Annotated in this window: 13 protein-coding genes; 7 read left to right on the top strand and 6 right to left on the bottom strand. The window is 73.5% G+C overall.

What is annotated here, in order from left to right:
* Positions 1–29 precede the first annotated feature (29 nt).
* A complete protein-coding gene (locus HTZ77_RS05165; protein ID WP_175588260.1) occupies positions 30–950 on the bottom strand; it encodes a terpene synthase family protein in 921 nt (306 codons plus the stop codon).
* 464 nt (positions 951–1,414) lie between these two features.
* Here HTZ77_RS05165 and HTZ77_RS05160 point away from each other — a divergent pair, with 464 nt between their 5' ends.
* Together HTZ77_RS05160 and HTZ77_RS05155 are read left to right on the top strand one after the other, a co-directional pair.
* Positions 1,415–2,317, top strand: a complete 903-nt coding sequence (locus HTZ77_RS05160; protein WP_175588259.1) for a proteasome assembly chaperone family protein — start codon at positions 1,415–1,417, stop codon at positions 2,315–2,317.
* A 16-nt stretch (positions 2,318–2,333) separates the two neighbouring features.
* A complete protein-coding gene (locus HTZ77_RS05155; RefSeq protein ID WP_175588258.1) occupies positions 2,334–3,374 on the top strand; it encodes a Gfo/Idh/MocA family oxidoreductase in 1,041 nt (346 codons plus the stop codon).
* 18 nt (positions 3,375–3,392) lie between these two features.
* Here HTZ77_RS05155 and HTZ77_RS05150 read toward each other — a convergent pair whose 3' ends face one another.
* Complete coding sequence (locus HTZ77_RS05150) at positions 3,393–4,193, bottom strand: tyrosine-protein phosphatase (RefSeq protein ID WP_328808421.1); 801 nt, start codon at positions 4,191–4,193, stop codon at positions 3,393–3,395.
* Positions 4,194–4,293: 100 nt separating this feature from the next.
* Positions 4,294–5,478, bottom strand: coding sequence for an RNA-guided endonuclease InsQ/TnpB family protein (locus HTZ77_RS05145; protein ID WP_175588257.1), 1,185 nt, complete (start codon positions 5,476–5,478; stop codon positions 4,294–4,296).
* Positions 5,479–5,630: 152 nt separating this feature from the next.
* Here HTZ77_RS05145 and HTZ77_RS05140 point away from each other — a divergent pair, with 152 nt between their 5' ends.
* Positions 5,631–6,503 carry a hypothetical protein gene (locus HTZ77_RS05140; protein ID WP_175588256.1) on the top strand — a complete coding sequence of 291 codons (873 nt, stop codon included), beginning with the start codon at positions 5,631–5,633 and terminating at the stop codon, positions 6,501–6,503.
* A gap of 126 nt (positions 6,504–6,629) precedes the next feature.
* On the opposite strand, the gene HTZ77_RS05135 is transcribed toward HTZ77_RS05140, so the two are convergent.
* The gene (locus tag HTZ77_RS05135) at positions 6,630–9,101 is read right to left on the bottom strand and encodes a tetratricopeptide repeat protein (protein WP_175588255.1); all 2,472 of its coding nucleotides are present in this window, start codon (positions 9,099–9,101) and stop codon (positions 6,630–6,632) included.
* 183 nt (positions 9,102–9,284) lie between these two features.
* Positions 9,285–11,384 carry a M6 family metalloprotease domain-containing protein gene (locus HTZ77_RS05130; RefSeq protein ID WP_328808420.1) on the bottom strand — a complete coding sequence of 700 codons (2,100 nt, stop codon included), beginning with the start codon at positions 11,382–11,384 and terminating at the stop codon, positions 9,285–9,287.
* A gap of 100 nt (positions 11,385–11,484) precedes the next feature.
* On the opposite strand from HTZ77_RS05130, the gene HTZ77_RS05125 reads away from it, so the two are divergent.
* Together HTZ77_RS05125 and HTZ77_RS05120 are read left to right on the top strand one after the other, a co-directional pair.
* Complete coding sequence (locus tag HTZ77_RS05125; RefSeq protein ID WP_175588254.1) at positions 11,485–12,774, top strand: PucR family transcriptional regulator; 1,290 nt, start codon at positions 11,485–11,487, stop codon at positions 12,772–12,774.
* Between the two features lie 59 nt (positions 12,775–12,833).
* Positions 12,834–14,006: an amidohydrolase family protein gene (locus HTZ77_RS05120; protein WP_175588253.1), complete on the top strand. Its 1,173-nt coding sequence runs from the start codon at positions 12,834–12,836 to the stop codon at positions 14,004–14,006.
* A gap of 118 nt (positions 14,007–14,124) precedes the next feature.
* Here the strand turns inward: HTZ77_RS05120 and HTZ77_RS05115 are convergent, their stop codons facing one another.
* Positions 14,125–14,544, bottom strand: coding sequence for a MarR family winged helix-turn-helix transcriptional regulator (locus HTZ77_RS05115; protein ID WP_175588252.1), 420 nt, complete (start codon positions 14,542–14,544; stop codon positions 14,125–14,127).
* Between the two features lie 70 nt (positions 14,545–14,614).
* Here HTZ77_RS05115 and HTZ77_RS05110 point away from each other — a divergent pair, with 70 nt between their 5' ends.
* Together HTZ77_RS05110 and HTZ77_RS05105 are read left to right on the top strand one after the other, a co-directional pair.
* On the top strand, positions 14,615–16,348 hold the full coding sequence (locus HTZ77_RS05110; protein ID WP_235994327.1) for an ABC transporter ATP-binding protein: 1,734 nt from the start codon (positions 14,615–14,617) through the stop codon (positions 16,346–16,348).
* A 138-nt stretch (positions 16,349–16,486) separates the two neighbouring features.
* Positions 16,487–18,067 (top strand): gamma-glutamyltransferase family protein, encoded by a 1,581-nt coding sequence (locus tag HTZ77_RS05105; RefSeq protein ID WP_175588250.1) that lies wholly within the window; start codon positions 16,487–16,489, stop codon positions 18,065–18,067.
* Positions 18,068–18,121 lie beyond the last annotated feature (54 nt).

Raw genomic sequence — 18,121 nt, 5'->3', positions numbered from 1 at the left:
CTCATGGAGGGCCTGCCCGGGGCGGGGCGTCAGACGACCCGCGGCCAGCGGGTGCCGGCGGGCCAGGCGTGCACGTAGCGGGCGCTGCCGAGCGAGAACGCGATGTGCCCCCGCACCCAGTTCTCCAGGCCGCGCACGTACCTGCGCACGGGCAGCGACGCCCACTGCTCCACGGCCGCGCGCCGCGCGATGAACGCGGTGATCGCCGCCTCGTGCATGCGCGCCACCTCCTCCAGGGCCTGCTGGAGGGTGAGGGCGCGGTGGGTGGCCAGCACGGTGACGAGGTTGTGCCGGGCCTTGTCGCGGCCGCGCTCCTTGGCGTAGGACAGCAGGTCGTTGTCCCAGCCGATGAGGTCGCACGCGAGGTCCGACAGGGCGCGCACGTCCGGGTGGTGCCACTCCTCCGCTTCGAGCCGGTAGCCGCCGCCCACGTCGATGAGCGCGAAGCAGGTGAAGGTGGCGCCGGTGATGCGGCGCATCAGGATGTAGTCGTCGGGCGTGGGGATGAGGTCGACCTCCCGGTTGGCCGCCTCCCAGATCTGGGCGAACAGGTACTCCTTCACCGTGATGCGCCAGCGGTCCACCTGGGCGGGGGTGGCGACGTCGGACAGCCGATGGAGCAGCTCGTCGAGCGCGACCCCGAACGGGTCGGCCGGATCCGGCTTGCGGCGCCCGTCGACGATCTCCAGGAGCGGCGGCAGGGCGCGGGCCAGCGCCGAGGCCCGGCATCCCACCCGCTCGCTCTCGCAGAAGGCGTCGTCGAACGCGAATAACCAGTTGTACCAGTCGTTGATCAGCCGGAGGTTGTCACGGGGGACGGACGGATTGGTGCGTGCGGCCAGCAGGCCGATCTGGGAGCGCCGGAAGTGCTCGATCGTCTCGGCTCCGGCGAGCATGCTGGAGGCGGCCAGCCAGGCGTGGCTCTCCGCGTCGACCTCTGCGGCGTGCACGTTGATCTCGTTCGGGAACGGGCATGGCAGCGGGGGGATGCGGAGGGGTCGCCTCGTGAAGGGACGCGCAGAAGTAACCACTCATACAGCATGACGAGCTACAGTCCGAAAAACCACAGTCGATAACTTCCATGTCATTTTCGGATATTTAGCGCTATTGCGTACTATTCACCCATTTGACGGAACCATTCATGGAATTCGCCGTGTGCGAACCTGCCGCGCCCGGGTCCTCCACGGCCGCCTGCGCGTTCCGGATCGGCGGCGCGCCGCGGCGGCCCGCGAACGGGCGCCGGCGTGACTCCCGTAGGTCGCCGGCACCAGCAAAGTGTCACCTTCGCCGTCGCACCGGGCCGGCCGGACCTCGTCGGTGTGTCCCGTTCTGCCTCGATAGGGTGCCCTGCACGGAATCGTTCCGGCTCGCCGTGGGTTTCACGTGAGAGTAGCTAGGGAAAGGCTGTCCAACCGTGTTCGACCCGACGGATCTCTACAAGCTCGCCGACGACGTGCCGGAGCCGGCCGAGCCGGTGCTGCTCTACCACTTCGAGGGCTTCGTGGACGCCGGAGGCGCCGGGCGGCTCGCGCTGGCGCACGTGCTCGACGGGCTGGAGCATCAGGTGGTGGCGCGGTTCGACGTGGACCGGCTGCTCGACTACCGCTCCCGCCGCCCGGTCATGACGTTCGACACCGACCGGTGGGTCTCCTGCGACATGCCCGAGCTGGCCGTCTACGCGGTGAAGGACGCCACCGGCGTGCCGTTCCTCCTGATGAACGGCCCGGAGCCGGACCGCGAGTGGGAGCTGTTCACCCGGGCCGTCGGCACGCTGGTCGAGCGGCTCGGCGTCAGCAGGCTCGTCACCGTCCACGGCATCCCGATGGCCGTGCCCCACACCCGCCCGCTCGGCATCACCCCGCACGCCAGCCGGCCGGAACTGCTCAACGCCGACCAGACCAGCACCTTCGGCCGGGTCCAGGTGCCCGGCAGCGCCGCCGCGCTGCTGGAGTACCGCCTGGGCGCCGAGGGCCACGACGCGCTCGGCTACGCCGTCCACGTGCCCCACTACCTCGCCCAGGCCGAGTACCCCCAGGCCGCCGTGACCGCGCTGGAGGCCGTGACCCGGGACACCGGGCTGGTCTTCCCCATGGACGCGCTGCGCGAGGCCGCCCGGCGCACCACCGCCGAGATCGAGGACCAGATCCAGGCGTCCACGGAGCTGTCGACCGCCATCTCCGGCCTTGAGCAGCAGTACGACGCGTTCGCCGGGGGCGCGGACCGCGAGAACCTCATCGCCGAGGCGGCGCAGATGCCCACGGGCGACGAGCTGGCCGCCCAGTTCGAGCGCTTCCTCGCCGAACGCGACGACGAGTAGCCGTTAGGCTGGCCCGATGAGCGACATCCGGGTCGGCCTGATCGGATACGGCACGGCCGGCGCGTACTTCCACGCGCCGATGATCCACGCCGCCGAGGGCCTGACGCTGGCGGCCGTGGTGACCCGCGACGCGGGCCGCGCCGCCGACGTCTCCGCCCGCTACGGCGCGAGCGCCGTGCCCTCCCCCGGCGAGCTGTGGGACCTGTGCGACCTCGTCGTCGTCGCCTCCCCCAACCGCACCCACGTGCCGCTCGCCACCGAGGCGCTCACGCGCGGCAAGCCGGTCGTCGTCGACAAGCCGCTCGCCCGCACCGCCGCCGAGGCCCGCGAGCTCGCCGCGCTGGCCGGCGAGCGCGGCCTCATGCTGACCGTCTTCCAGAACCGCCGCTGGGACGGCGACTACCTCACCGTGCGGGAGCTGGTCAGGGGCGGCGCCCTCGGCGAGGTCCACCGCTTCGAGTCGCGCTTCGAGCGCTGGCGGCCCCGGCCCAAGGGCGGCTGGCGCGAGACGGGCGGCGAGGAGGAGATCGGCGGCCTGCTCTACGACCTCGGCAGCCACCTCGTCGACCAGGCGATCGAGCTCTTCGGCCCGGTGCGCGAGGTCTACGCCGAGAGCGACGTGCGGCGCGCGGGCGTCTCCGGCGACGACGACACCTTCCTCGCCCTCACCCACGCCGGCGGCACCCGGTCACACCTGTGGGCGAGCGCGCTGGCCGCCCGGCCCGGCCCCCGGTTCCGGGTGCTCGGCTCGCTGGCCGCGTACGTCAAGGACGGCCTGGACGTGCAGGAGGAGCGGCTGCGGGCGGGCATGACGCCGGACTCCCCGGGGTTCGGCGAGGAGCCCGAGGAGCGGTGGGGCACCCTCGGCGACGCCGAGCGGCAGGGGATCGTGCCCACGCTGCCCGGCGCGTACCTCGACTTCTACCGGGGCGTCGCGGCGTGCCTGCGCGAGGGGGCGCCGCCGCCGGTCACGCCCGAGAGCGTGGCCGGCGCGCTGGCCGTCCTGGAGGCGGCCCGCCGCTCGGTGACCGAGCGGGCGGTCGTCACCCTCCCCTAGCCGCCCGCGCGTGGCGGCTCAGTCGCGCAGGCGGGTCCGCATGGCCTCGGTGTCCTGGGCCGTCCAGCCGTGCGCCCCCAGCCAGCCCATCGGCCCGCCGAACCGCTCGTCCAGCACCGACAGGAACTGCTGGATGTAACGGGGGCGCGGCATGTGGTCGTCGGCCGGGCGCGAGTCCAGGTCGTCGCGGTAGGTGCTGCTGGAGCGCAGCCGCCGCAGCACCTGCTCCAGCCGCTCGCCCGTCGCCGTGTAGTCCTCGACGATCGCCTGCCGGGTGACGCCCGCCGCCTCCAGCGCCAGCGCGGACAGCACGCCGGTGCGGTCCTTGCCGGCGGCGCAGTGCACCACGGCCGCGCCGTCGTCCAGCGTCATGGCCCGCAGCGCCGCCACCACCGAGTCGGGACGGTCGCGCAGGTAGCCGTAGTAGAACCCGGTCATCCGCAGGTCCTCGTCGAGCTGGCGCTCCTGCCAGGGCAGCACCTTGTCGGCGTCGATGGTGTCGGCCTCGACGTCGGTGTGCTTGCCGCCCTCGGCGAACAGGGTCAGATGGTGGTGGGTCACCTCCGGGACGCGGGCCAGCGGGCCCGGCCCCTCCAGGGTGACCTCGGCCGTCGAGCGGAGGTCCACGACGTGCCGCAGCTTGAGCTCGCCCACGAGGTGCGACACGTCGCGGTGGGTGAGCCCTTGGAGGTTGTCCGACCGCAAGATCCGGCCGTAACGGGTGACGCCTCCGTCGACGGTGGGCAGTCCGCCCAGGTCGCGGACGTTGACGGCGCCTTCCAGGTCGATCCATCTCGTCATCGCGTTCATCGCGTTCATCGCTTAGACCCTATATGTCCGCCAATCTTCAGCGAATTCGAGGTTCATAACGCAGCATGAACATGTGACTCCTCCGTTCCCTGAGGGGAGCGGCTTCTCGCTAAGCCGCTCCCGCGGCGTCGCGAAGGGCAAGCCCTGCCCTGAGGATGTTGACGGCCGCGTTCACATCGGCATGCGCAGCATGACCGCACGCCGTGCAGGTGAACACGGCTTGGCTGACGCGGTTCTCCGCAGCGATGTGCCCGCAAGGGGCGCACGTGCGGGAGGTGTTGGCGGGGTTCACCGCGATCAGCTTGCGACCGGCGCTTTCAGCCTTGTACGCGAGGACCGTCAGGAACACCCCCCAACCCGCGTCCAGGATGCTCCGGTTGAGGCCGGACTTGGCCGCGACGTTACGACCGGGAGTGTCGATCGTGCCGGACGCCGAGCGGGTCATGTTCGCGATCCGCAGGTCCTCGTGCACGATCACGTCGTACCCGCGGACCAGGGCGAGCGCGGCCTTGTGAGCGCCGTCCAGACGTTGCCGCCGCACCTTGGCATGCAACGCCGCCACCTGCGCGACAACCCTACGGCGGCGCCTGGACCCACGCTCTTTGCGGGCCAGAGCCCGCTGCGCGTCCGCCAGACGGCTGGCGGACGCTTCCTGATGGCGCGCATTGGCCACATGCTCGCCCTCGGACGTCGTCACCAGCCAGGCCACGCCCAAGTCAACGCCGACGGCCGCGCCCGTCGCGCGCAGGGTGTCGGCCGGCACGTCGTCGCACGAGACGATCACAAACCAGCGGGCACCCTCCCGCTTCACACTGACCGTCTTCACCCGCCCCTTCACCGTCTGATGCTGGTGGACCCGCACATGCCCGATCCCTCGCAGCCGGACGAAGGTCGCCGAAGGATGCTCGGGCTGGGAGTTCCACCGGCAGCCGTCACCGTCCTTGGGCCAGGTCACCGTGTCGAACCAGCCGCGCCCCTTGAACCGCGGGTAGCCCCGGCCGCGCCCGGCTTTGACCCGGGCGAAGAACACGCCGAAGGCCCTGTCCAAGCGACGCAAGGTGGCTTGCTGGGAGGAGAACGACCACCGGCCCTGACCGCCCGCGTCATCGGCACGGATCTGCTTCAACTCCGCCGACTGGTCGCCGTACCGAACGCTCACGCCCGCCTTGCGATAGGCCGTACGCCGATGCTCCAACGCCCCGTTGTAGAGCTGGCGATGGTCCTCCAGACACGCCATCAGCACGATCTCCTGGCGACAGGTCGGCCGCAGCAGGAACTTATACGCCCTGCGCACAGCCGCCCCCCTCCTGGAGGCACGCCCGTCCAGTCACACGATCAGCATGACAGCACAACAGCTCCGGAGAGAGGAAAACCCGTGGTGAGACGACCAGCAGAGAGCGGCATTCTCCCATCGCTCGAAGGCCACGCCCCTCTGCCGAGGTTCTGATGGATCCACGCGCTCTGCCTCCCCGGGTGGTGATCGATCCAGGACTGCCGCGGGACGTCTGGGCCCGGCTGTGGTCCGGGCCGCACCTCCTCCGCATGGCCCGCACCGGTGCGGAGCCCAAGGCGTCGGGCGGTCGCGTCCTGCTCCTCCTGGTCCCCTGGATCGCCGTGCTGTTCTACCTCATCGGCAGCCTGTCCGCCGCGGCGATCGTCGCGGGCGCCGTCGGCGTGATCGCGCTGCTGCGGCACGCCAACGTGGCGGCCACCCAGCGGGACCTCCGGCAACGGCTGCGGCTGGCGCGCCAGTACGCCGCGCACTACGTGCTGCCCGAGGACCTCGACTACCCGTGCCAGCGGCTGCTGCGCCGCGCCCAGGACGCCGTGGACGCCATCCTCTCCTCCGCGGTGCAGCGGGCGGGTTTCATCGACACCATCGACAACCAGGTGACGCTGCCGGAGGAGGTGTGGCAGATCGCCCAGCGGCTGGCGCGGCTGTCGGCCATGCACGCCGAGCACCGCAGGCTCGTCCCCCGCGTCCTGCCCTCGGGCCTGGAGGACGCGTTCCGTCCGTACACGACGGCCCTGGACGCGGCCTGGACGTCGCTGTCGCGGCGGGTGCGGCACCTGGAGGAGTACGCGCGGCAGGTGACGCGCGCCGACCACGTGTACCACGCGCACCAGCGGCTGGAGACGCTGGCCGCGCGGACGCCCGACTACCAGCGGCTGATCGCCGACACCGTCCGCGACGACCTGGCGCACCGGCACATCAGGGAGCTGGGCGAGCAGGCGCGGCAGGTGCGGCGGCTGTTCGAGGAGAGCGTGCTGCAGGCGCGCCGCACCGCGGGCGAGCTCCTGCGGACCCCGCTCACCTGAGCGCCCGTCCGGCAGGACCCCGCTCACCTGAGCGCCCGTCCGGCAGGACCCCGCTCACCTGAGCGCCCGTCCGGCAGGACCCCGCTCTCCTGAGCGCCCCGCCCCGGACCCGGAAGGGACCGCGGGTCAGGTCTCGGCGCGGCGCAGGAGCTCCAGGGTGCGGCGCATGCCGGCCTCGTTGCCGAGGCTGCGGTAGATCTCGCGCGCCTCGCGCAGCGGGCCGGCCGCGGCCGCCGCGCTCCCGGCGTCGAGGTGCGCCTCGCCGAGGTAACGCAGGCTGAGCGCCATCCACCACCGGTCGTCCAGCTCCTGGAACGCCTCCATGGCCCGGCGCAGCTCCCGCTCCGACTCCTCGATGCGCCCGAGCCGGGCCAGCGCCCGCCCGGCGGACAGGGCGGCGCGGGCCACGCCCCAGGAGTCGCCGAGCGCGGCCAGGATGTTCTCGGCCCGCCGGACGAAGTCCAGCTCGCGCAGCCCGTTGGCGGGGTCGCCGACCTCGCCGGCGGCGCGCAGGCAGCGCGCCTCCTCCCACAGCTCGCCGCGCTGCCGGAACATCTCGGCCGCCCGGCTCAGGCTGTGGCCGGCCCGGGTGAACCCGTCGAGCGCGGCCCGGTGCTCGCCGTCCCTGCGCATGCCGCGCGCCTGGGCGGCCAGCACCTCGCCGTACGCGCGCAGCGTCTGCGCCTCGGAGTACCGGTTGCCCGAGCGCTCGAAGACGGCCAGCGAGTCCTCCAGCAGGTCCCTGGCCTCCTCCGGGCGCCGCTCGGCCAGCCGCAGCTCGGCCAGGTTGCGCTGGGAGCGGGCCATCCACCACTGGTCGTCCTCGGCCCGGAACGCGGCGATCGCCCCGGTCAGGTGCTCCTGGGCGCGGTCGAGGTGGCCGTCGGAGAACAGCGCCATGCCGATCGCCCGCCGGGCCCGCGCCGCCCACCACGTCTCGCCCAGCTCGGTGAACAGCTCCAGCGCCCGCTCGGCGTCGGCGCGGCCCAGCTCGTGGGCGCCGATCCCGCCCTGCACGGCGGCCCGGTCCAGCAGCGAGATGGCCAGCGCCCGCCGGTCGCCGGAGCGCAGCGCCGCCTCGCAGCCCAGCTCGGCGACCGCCCGCCAGTCGGCCCAGTACGCGCGCAGCGAGTGGCAGAGGGAGCAGAAGGCCCGGGCCAGTCCCCAGGTCAGCTCCCACAGCTCGTACTCGCGGGCCAGGCCGACCAGCGCGACCAGGCTGAGCCGCTCGGCGTTCAGCCAGTCGCCGGCGTGGACCTGGCCCTCGGCGCTGGAGCGGCGGCCGCCCCGGCTCCAGTCCTGCGGCCAGCGGTCCTGGGCGGCGGCCTCGGCGCGGCGGCGGTAGCCGGACAGCACGCGCTCGACCGCGTCGCGCCGCCGGCCCTCGTCCTCCTCGGCGGCCGGCTCGGCGGCGAAGACGCGGACCAGGTCGTGCAGCCGGTAGCGCATGGTCCCGGTCTGGTCGGTGCCGGAGCACTCGGCGAGCTGCGCGTCGATGAGCGCCTCGAGCTGGTCGGCGCCGTCGAGCACCGAGATGTCGAGCAGCTCGCCCGCCACCCAGCCGGGCACGTCGGGCACGGTGAGCGCCGACAGCAGGCGCAGCAGGCGGCGCTGCATGCCGGTGCAGTCGTCGTAGCTGAGCTGGACCGAGGCGCGCACGCTCTTGTCCACGGTCGGCGCGAGTTCGAGCTGGTCGAGGATGCGGCGCTCGTCGTCCAGCCGGCTCGCCATCTCGCGCAGCGTCCACTGTTCGCGGGTGGCCAGCCGCCCGCCGCAGATTCCGATGGCCAGCGGCAGCCGGTCGCACAGCCGGACGATCTCCTTGGCCGCCTCCAGGTCGTCCACCACGCGGGCGCTGCCCGCCAGCCGGGCCAGCAGCTCCACGCCCTGCGCCTCGCTGAACACGCCGAGCTGCGTGTCGCGCGTGGCGTTGAGGAACAGCGGCTGGCGCGAGGTGACCAGCACCGCGCAGCCGGGCTCGGCCGGGATGAGCGGCTTGACCTGGTCGGCGCTGTGCGCGTTGTCGAGGCCGATGAGGATGCGGCGGCCCTTGGTCCAGGTGAGCCAGAGCCTGCGCAGCTCGTCCAGGCCGCCGGGGTCGGTGGTGAGGCGGACGCCGAGCGCCCGCAGGAACCCGATCAGCACCTCCTCCGGCCGCACGGGCGCGCCCGCGCCGCCGCGCAGGTCGGCGTGCAGCCGCCCGTCGGGGAACCAGCCGGCGACCTCCTGGCCGAAGCGGGCCATGAGCGCGGACTTGCCGACGCCGCCCCTGCCGTACACGGACACGACGAGCGGCGGGACGACGTCGCTCGCCTTGCGGCGGGCGGCGAAGACCTCGCGCAGCTCGGCCAGCGCCTCGGTGCGGCCGGTGAAGTGCTCCGGCACGGGCGGCCACTGGTCGGAGGCGCGGGAGGCGGGGTCGGCCCGGGTGAGCGCCTTGGGCTTGGACTCGGTGGTGGCCCAGGTGGTCAGGCCGACGAGGATCGCGGCGCCGGCCGTCACGCCGATCTTGGCGATGGGCGGGATGTCCCACTCCAGGGAGGCGGCCAGGATGCTGGCGGCCGCCGCGGCGAGCCCGGCCGCGACGGGCGCGGCCACGGGGATCCCCCGCCGCCGGGGCCCGGGCTCGTCGGCACGCCGGGGCTCCGGCATGTCGGCACGCCGGGGCTCGGGCTTGTCAGGCGGCTGCCCGGTCAACGGGACCTCTCTCTTCACGTCGTACCGTGAGAACGCCGAGGGGGTACGGCCGGGTTCCGGCCGTACCCCGCGGATGTGCCCCTGCTACAGGCCGATCACGTGGCAGGTGGCGGTGGCCTTCTTGGCCGGGTCGCTCTCCGAGGTGGCGGTGAGCGTGACCGTGGCCAGCCGGTCGCCGCCGGAGGCGCGCACCGCGTTGACGCTCACGCCGGCCCGCTTGCCGAACGCGACCGACGCGAGCTCGTTGGGCAGCTGGGCGCTCCAGCCCTTGCCCTTGACCTCCGCCTTGAGCCGGTAGACGTCGGAGCCGAGGTAGGCGCTGACGTCCTCGGGGTGCTGTCCCTGCGCCGGCGCGGCGTTGCCGGTGTTGAGCAGCGGGAACGAGCAGCGCGACACGTTGTGCCCGGACGGGGTGCCGGCGGCGGGCAGCAGCCGGACGCCGCGGCGCTGCGGGCCGGCGCCGTCGAGGGAGCGGACCGCCACCGTGTACGACAGCACGCCCTTGCGGTCGCGCTCGACGTCGGTGACGTAGAAGTGCAGGCGGTTGGCCTGGTCCACGAACTCGTACTCGCTGCCGGAGTTCGTGCCCGCGTGGAACAGGGCGTCGGACAGCTGCCGGTAGTCGCCCATGGTGATCGGCACCTTGGTGCCGTCGGGCAGCACGTAGTCGGTCATGCCGATGTCCTGCGGGTTGGCGTCGACCACCCAGATGAAGGGCGCCCGGTCCTGGTCCTTGGTCTTGGCCAGCAGCACGCCGGAGTCGGGCGTGAAGGAGTCGGTGCCCATGCGGTCGACGACCTCGACGGTGTAGTTGTCGTAGCCGCCGCCGTCGCACAGCGGGTCGGTCTTGACGTCGCAGGCGGGGCTCTTGTCGCCGCTGCCGAACGCGATGTTCACGCCCATCAGCCCGTCCGTGCCGGGCCGCACGGCGCGCGCCGTCACCCGGGCGGTCACCAGGCCCGACTGGGCGAGCGCGTCGCGGTTCAGGCTGAGCACGTTGCGGTCGTCGACCATCTCCAGCTTGATCTTGTTGCGGAGCATGTGCTGGGCGCCCATGGAGGCGCCGGAGGTCGGCGGGATCAGCCAGCGGCTGTGCGGGCCGCCGGGGCCGTTGAACGTGCCGCGGCTGAGCATCTCCCAGATGCCGGAGTACGCGCGGCGCAGCGGCGTGCCGTACGGGTTGTTGTAGTTGTCGGCGACGCCCATGATGTGGCTCAGCTCGTGGGCGTAGACGGACATGCCGGAACTCTCGGCCTGCACCGAGTCGACGCCGAAGCGGGCGTTGGGCCAGAACGTCGAGCCGGACTGCCAGGACGTCCAGTCGACGTAGCGGGTCTTGGACCAGTTGGGCAGGGCGGGGTCCGGCGGGCCCCACTCGTCGGGCACCGACTCCTTGTTCGGGAACTTCATCATCCCGAACTCCTGCCAGGTGGACGACTCGTCCTGGCCGGCGCTGAGGTAGAAGACGAAGTCGAACTGCTTGGCGGTCTCCTCGCCGACCGCGGCCAGCCAGGCGGCGTTGCCGTCGGCGCGCAGGTTGCGGGTGCAGGTGTCGCCGGCCGGGCACGCGTCCGCCTGGTACTCCATGGCGTACTCGTGGTCCTTGCCGGGCATCGTGTACGGCCCGAAGCCGGTCAGCTCGACGCCGACGCGCCCGCCGGAGTCCTCCATCCAGTACTCGTGGATGGTGTGACCCTTGTTGAGGGCGTTCGGGGTGTTGAGGAAGTCCTGGTAGAACTTCGCGACCTGGTCGCGGGGGATGTCGTGGGCCTCGGCGCTGGGGTTCTGGAAGATGGTCGAGCCCTTGGGCTGGGTGACCACGAACGGCTGGTTGGGGTAGTCGAGCAGCACCAGGGCGCCCTTGAAGGTGCGCTTGGAGCCCTTGACCGCCGGGTCGTTCCAGGTGGTGCCGGGGACCTTCTTGTAGTCCGACCACGTCATGTGGTCGGGGTTCTCCCAGTTCTGGGGGTCGATCGGCGGGATGTCGGCGGCGGGACGGGAGCGCAGCTCCTGGGCGTCGGGGCCGTCCTGCTGCCATGGCTGCGTCTGGGGCCAGTGGGCCCGGCGCCAGGGAAGCTCGGGGTCGGAGGGGGGCGCGGCGGAAGCGGGGGTCGCCATCAGGCTCACCGGTACGAGCACCAGGGCGGTGAGGAGACCTCGTAACAGCTTCTTCGGGGCGTTCACGAAGGGGACGCTATAGGCGATGTTGACAGAGATCATCGCGCAGTTGTAGGGAAGAGCCGTAGGGACCTTTCCGACATTTGTTGAAATGCCCAGGTGAGCCGTGGCGACCCTCCAGCAGAGCGTGGACGACCTCGCCGCGCGTCTCGGCCGTCCCCTGCTGGTGGAGGACCGGCTGCACCGGGTCGTCGCGCACAGCGAGCAGAGCGGCGCCATGGACGACGTCCGCCGCGACTCGATCCTGCGCCGCCGCGCCGCGCCGGAGGCCCGCCGGCGGCTGGCCGCCGCCGGGATCCACGACGCGGCCGGTCCCCTGCGGATCCCGGGCGCGCCCGGGACGGGGCTGCTGCCGCGGGTGTGCGTCCCGGTACGGCACGACGGCGGGCTGCTCGGGTTCCTGTGGTTCATCGACGCCGACCCGCCCATGACCGAGGCGCAGGTGGCCGAGGCCGCGGCGGCGGCCCCGGGCCTGGGGCTGACGCTGCTGCACGAGAGCCTGGCCGCCGGGCTGCCCGCGCGCCAGGAGCTGGAGGCGGTGGCGGGCCTGATGCTGGGGGAGCACGACGCCGCCCGCCGCTTGGTGGAGGCGGGCGCCTTCCCCCGCGCCCAGCCCGTGACGGCCCTGGTGGCCCGCCCCCACGGTCCCCTGGCAACGCACACCCGAGGCGCCTTGGAAACGCGCGCCCAGGGTCCCTTGGAAGCGCACACCCAGGGTCCCTTGGAAGCGCACACCCGGGGTCCCGCCGTGGCGCCGCCCGGCGAGGAGGTCAGGGCGGCGCTGGAGCAGGGCGCGCTGACGCTGCGGCGGCGGCTGACCGGTCACCATCCCCTGCACCTGGTCCGCCACGACCACGTCGTCCTGCTGATCGCCGCCGGCGCCGTCGAGTCCGGCCCGCCGGTGGCACTGGCGATCGCCGAGGAGCTGCACGCCGCCATGCCCTTCCCGGTCACGGTCGGGGTGGGGCGGCCCCGGCCGGAGCTCGACGGGGCCGCCGCCTCGTACGCCGAGGCCCGGCACGCCGCCGAGGTCGCCGCCCGGGTGCCCGGCGCCGGCCGTACGGCCGAGTGGACCCGGCTCGGCGTCTACCGCATGCTCACCCACCTGCCGGGCCACGAGCTGCACCCCGGCCTCGAACCCCTCCTCGACGACGACCAGCACCTCCCCCTGCTGGAGACGCTGGAGACGTACCTCGACCTGGCGGGCAGCGCGGTGGCCACCTCGCGCGCCCTGCGCCTGCACCGCACCTCCCTGTACTACCGGCTGCAACGCGTGGAGGAGCTGGCCGGCACCGACCTCAAGGACGGCGGCGAGCGGCTGGCGCTGCACCTGAGCCTGAAGCTGGCCCGCCTGTCGGGCCGCTACCGCCCGAGGTCGCCGCGTCCGGGAAGCTGATTGCCCCCCTGGCCGATGTCACGTTTAATACCGAAAAGGCAATTTCGACGGGAGCCGCGATGCCGCCTGGGAAGCGAGCCGGACCGGTCATCGGCAGGCGCGCCCCGGTGCCCGTCGTCCTCCATTCCGCTCCCCTGGTGCTGCCGATCGCCACGGCGCCGCTCCGCGACGGCGGCGTCGCGGTCCGCGGGGACCGCGTGCTCCAGGTGGGGTCGCGGGCCGACCTGCTCGCGTCCTTCCCGGCCGCCCAGGAGCGGCGCTGGCCCGGGATGATCGTGGCCGGCCTGGTGGACGCCTGCTCCGCCCCCGGACCGCCCGCCCCGGGAGTGACGGCGCGGGCCGAGATCGTCACCCCGCGCGCCGAGCATCCCGGGCTGCCCGGCGTCTCGTACGTGGAGGTCTCCTGCGCCTCGGAGGAGGAGTGGGAGCGGACCGGGCGCGACGCGGTCATCACGGCCATCCGCGAGCTCGACCGGCCGGGCGGCGTCGGCGTCGCCCCGCTCACGCCGGACCCCCAGGTGCTGGAGGACGTGGCGGTGCTGGCCCGGACGTTCGGGCTGCGCCTGCTGGCCGACCTCGGCCGCCACTCCCCCGCCGCGCTGGACGAGGCCGGCGCCCTCGGGCCGCACTGCCACGCGGCGCGCGCCCGGCCGCTCGATCCGGGGGAACGCAAGCTGCTCCGGCTGCGCGGCACGCCGGTGACCGTCTGCCCCGCACCGGAAATCGTGACCGGGTCGGCCGGATCGGGGCCGGGATCGGCCGGGTCGGAGGCGGCCGGATCACGGCCGGTCGAGTCGGGGACGGTCGAGTCGAGGCCGGTCGGGTCGGAGGCGGCCGGGTCGGGGTCAGCGGACCCTGCCCCGGGCGGGGAGCTGCTCGACGACGTGCTCGCGCTGCTGGACGAGGGGAACGCCGTCGCGTTCGGCACGGGCCTCGCCCCGGCCGGTCCCGGGCTGCTGGCGCGGGCGCGGGAGGTGCGGGAGCGCGCCCGGGCGTCCGGCGCCCGTACGCGGGGGCTGGACCGCCGGCTCGTGGAGGCGCTCACGCTGGGCGGGGCGCGGGCGCTCGGCGCGGACGGCGGCACGGGCCGCATCGGCTCGCTCGCCCGAGGCTCCCGCGCCGACTTCGCGGTGTTCGACGCGCGCGGACGCTACCCGTACGCCGCCCTCCTGGCCTGCCCGCCCTGCCTGGCCACGGTCGTCGGCGGCCGCACCGTCCCCCGCCGCCCCTGAAACCCCGCCGCCCCTGAACCGCCGCCGCCCTTGAACCGGCGCAGCCCTTGAACCGGCGCAGCCCGAACCACCGCGGCCGAACCACCGCGACCCGAAAAGCACGGGCCTCCCGGCCGGATCACCCGAACTGGGACTCCACCGTCCCGAGCAGTTCCTTGAGCTGGTCGCGCTGCTCGTCCGTGAGCACCGCGAAGAGGTCGTGGCCGGCCTCGCGCCGCGCCTCGCGGGCGCGCTCGTACACCTCGCGTCCGGCGTCCGTGATGACCACGAGCGTCGAGCGGCGGTTGGCCGGATCGACCTGCCTGCGCACCAGCCCCGTCTCCTCCAGGGTGTCGATGACGGGCGTCACGGAGCGCGGCACGATCCTGAGCTGGTCGGCGAGCTGCACCATGCGCAGGGGCCGGCCGGCGTCCACCAGCGCGCGCAGCGCCCGCGCCTGGCCGGGGCTCAGCCCCAGTGGCTCCAGCCGGTTCTTCCAGCCATGCCGCAACCTGCGGCTGACCAGGTGCAAGAGCTCGGACAGCTCCATGTCGTCCATGACCCAAGCTTAGAGGCGGGAACAAATATGAGTTAACCTCTGTTTGAGCGAGCATCCGAAAGGGGTCTTCTTGGCAGACGAACCTCGCGCGCCCCTGCGGCGCGTCGTCACGCTCTTCCGCGCCTACCGCGGCCGCCTGGCCCTGGTGGGCGCCCTCATCCTGCTGTCGTCGCTCGTGTCGCTGGCCTCGCCGTTCCTGCTGCGCGAGGTGCTGGACGTGGCCATCCCCCGCCGCGACCCGTTCCTCCTGGCGCTGCTCGCCCTCGGCATGATCGCCGTCGCCGTGACCACGAGCGTCTTCGACGTCGTGCAGACGCTGGTGTCCACCACGGTCGGCCAGCGCGTCATGCACGACCTGCGCACCTCCGTGTACGCCCACCTCCAGCGCATGTCGCTGGCCTTCTTCACCCGGACCCGCACCGGCGAGGTGCAGTCGCGCATCGCCAACGACATCGGCGGCATGCAGTCCGTGGTCACCAACACGGCCACCTCGATCGTCTCGAACCTCACCACCGTGATCGCCACGGTCGTGGCCATGGTCGCGCTCGACTGGCGGCTGACCGCGATCTCGCTCGTGCTGCTGCCGGTGTTCGTGTGGATCAGCCGCCACGTCGGCGCCGAGCGGCGGCGCATCACCTCCGAGCGCCAGCGCAAGCTCGCGGTCATCTCCTCCATGGTCCAGGAGTCGCTGTCGATCAGCGGCATCCTGCTGGGCCGCACCATGGGCCGCTCGGCCGAGCTCACCCGCCGCTTCTCCGACGCCTCGGACGAACTGGCCGACCTCGGCGTGCGCTCCAGCATGACCGGGCGGTGGCGGCAGGCGTCCATCCAGATCGTCATGGCCGCGATGCCCGCCGTCATCTACTGGGCGGTCGGCTACACCGGGGCGATCTCCGTGGGCACGCTGGTGGCGTTCACGACGCTCCAGGTGAGCCTGTTCCGGCCGGCGGTGTCGCTGCTGCGGCTCGGCGTGGAGGTGCAGAGCTCCCTCGCGCTGTTCGGCCGCATCTTCGAGTACCTCGACCTGCCCGTGGACATCCACCCCGGCCGCCGCACGCTCACCTCCGTGCGGGGCGAGGTGCGCTACGAGGACGTGTCCTTCTCCTACGACGAGGCCCCGGCGCTGGAGGACGTGGACGTCACCGTGCCGGCCGGCACCAGCCTGGCGATCGTCGGCGAGACCGGTTCGGGCAAGACCACGCTCGGCTACCTGCTGCCGCGGCTGTACGACGTGGGCGCCGGCCGGGTCACCATCGACGGCGTCGACGTGCGCGAGCTCACCTTCGAGACGCTGGCCGGCACCGTCGGCGTGGTGTCGCAGGAGACGTACCTCTTCCACGCCTCCATCGCCGACAACCTGCGCTTCGCCAAGCCCGACGCGACCGACGACGAACTGGAGGACGCGGCGCGCGCCGCCCGCATCCACGACCACATCGCCTCGCTGCCCGACGGCTACGACACGCTGGTCGGCGAGCGCGGCTACCGCTTCTCCGGCGGCGAGAAGCAGCGTCTCGCGATCGCCCGCACGCTGCTGCGCAACCCGCCGGTGCTGGTGCTGGACGAGGCGACGAGCGCCCTGGACACGCAGACCGAGCGGGCCGTCCAGGAGGCGCTGGACACCCTCGCCGAGGGCCGGACGACGATCACCATCGCGCACCGGCTGTCCACCGTGCGCGACGCCGACCAGATCGTGGTGCTGGACGGCGGCCGGGTCGTCGAGCACGGTACGCACGAGGACCTGCTGGCCCTCGACGGCCACTACGCGACCCTGGTGAGCCGCGACCGCCCCCTCGAACCCGTCTGACACCGCCACCCGCGCCAGGCGTGGACGGCTCCACCCCGATCGCGGGCGGCTCGACCCCGGGCGCGGGCGGCTGCGAACTCCCTTGGAATCCCCCGCGCCGGCCTTGCCCGGTAAGCGCCCGGCCGTAAGGTCGAATGCGTGCATGACACCCGATACGCGACATCCGGCATGGTGTGCAGCGTCGACCACCTCGCCTCCGCGGCGGGCGTGGCGGCGCTCGAACGCGGCGGCTCGGCCGCCGACGCCGCCATCGCCACGAACGCCGTCCTCACCGTCACCGCCCCCCACATGTGCGGGCTCGGCGGCGACCTGTTCGCCCTGGTCCACGACGGCTCGGCAGGCGACGGCCCCCTCGGCGACGGCTCTTCCGGCGGGGTGAGCGCGCTCAACGCCTCCGGACGCGCCGGGTCGGGCGCCGATCCCGACCGGCTGCGCGCCGAGGGGCACGAGCGCATGCCGCACCTGCACGACATCCGCTCGGTCCCCTTGCCCGGCTGCGTGGACGGGTGGCTCGCGCTGCACGAACGCCACGGTCGGCTCCCCCTGGCGTCCCTGCTCGAACCCGCGATCAGGCTGGCGAGCGAGGGCTTCCCCGCGTCCCCGCTGCTCCTGGCGGGCGCCCGGGTCGCGGCGCAGCGGCCCGGCGGCGGCGACTTCGCCGCCGTCCACGAGGCCGGCGACCGGGTACGGCGGCCGGGCGTGGCCCGGGCGCTGGGCGCCGTCGCCGCGGACGGGCGCGACGGCTTCTACCTCGGCGAGTTCGGCGCGGGACTGCTGGAGCTCGGCGCCGGCGAGTACGACCGGTCCGACCTCACCCGGCCGAACGCCGACTGGGTGGCCCCGCTCCGGATCCGGGCGTTCGGCCACGACGTCTGGTCGATGCCGCCCAACTCCCAGGGCTACCTGCTGCTCATGGCGCTCGGCATCGCCGACGGGCTCGACCTGCCCGCCTCGCCGGACGACCCGCTCTGGGCGCACCTGCTGGCCGAGGCAGCCCGGGTGAGCGGCCACGACCGCCTGGCCCTGCTGCACGAGGACGCCAAGGACCTGCTGTCGCCCGAGGAGATCGAGCGGCGCCGGGCGCTGGTGGACCCGGCCCGCAGGCTCCGCCTCGGCGCACCGGCCGCGCCCGGCGACACCACGTACCTGTGCGCCGTGGACGGCGACGGCATGGGCGTCTCCCTCATCCAGTCGAACGCCGCCGGCTTCGGCAGCATGGTGTTCGAGCCCCGTACCGGGATCAACCTCCACAACCGCGGCATCGGCTTCTCGCTGACGCCCGGCCACCCGGCGGAGTACAGCCCCGGCCGCCGGCCGCCGCACACGCTCGCGCCGGCGCTGGTCACCCGTACCGACGGGTCACTGCGCTCCGTGGTGGGCACCATGGGCGGCGACGCGCAGCCGCAGATCCTCCTCCAGGTCATCACCCGGCTGCTGCGCCACGGCGAGCTCCCCGGCCCGGCGATCTCCGCGCCGCGCTGGCGGATCGGCGCGGGCGGCACGGGCTTCGACACCTGGTACGCGCCCGACGACACGGTCCTGGACCTGGAGGAGGGCACGCCCTGGTCGGACGGCCTGGCCACGCTCGGCCACCCGGTGACCCCACGGCCGTACGGCGGGATGTTCGGCCACGCGCACCTCATCGACGTACGGCCCGACGGGACCCTCGCCGGGGCGGCCGACCCGCGCGCGCTCATCGGCGCCGCGATCGGCCGCTGACGCCGCCCGTCGAGCGCCCGTCGAGCGCCCGTCCGGGGCGATTGGAGCGGCGCC

The organism is Nonomuraea montanisoli, from assembly GCF_013363975.1.
Taxonomy (GTDB): domain Bacteria; phylum Actinomycetota; class Actinomycetes; order Streptosporangiales; family Streptosporangiaceae; genus Nonomuraea; species Nonomuraea montanisoli.
Note: the sequence above shows the minus strand (reverse complement) of the source record. Positions and strands in the feature narration are given on the sequence as shown.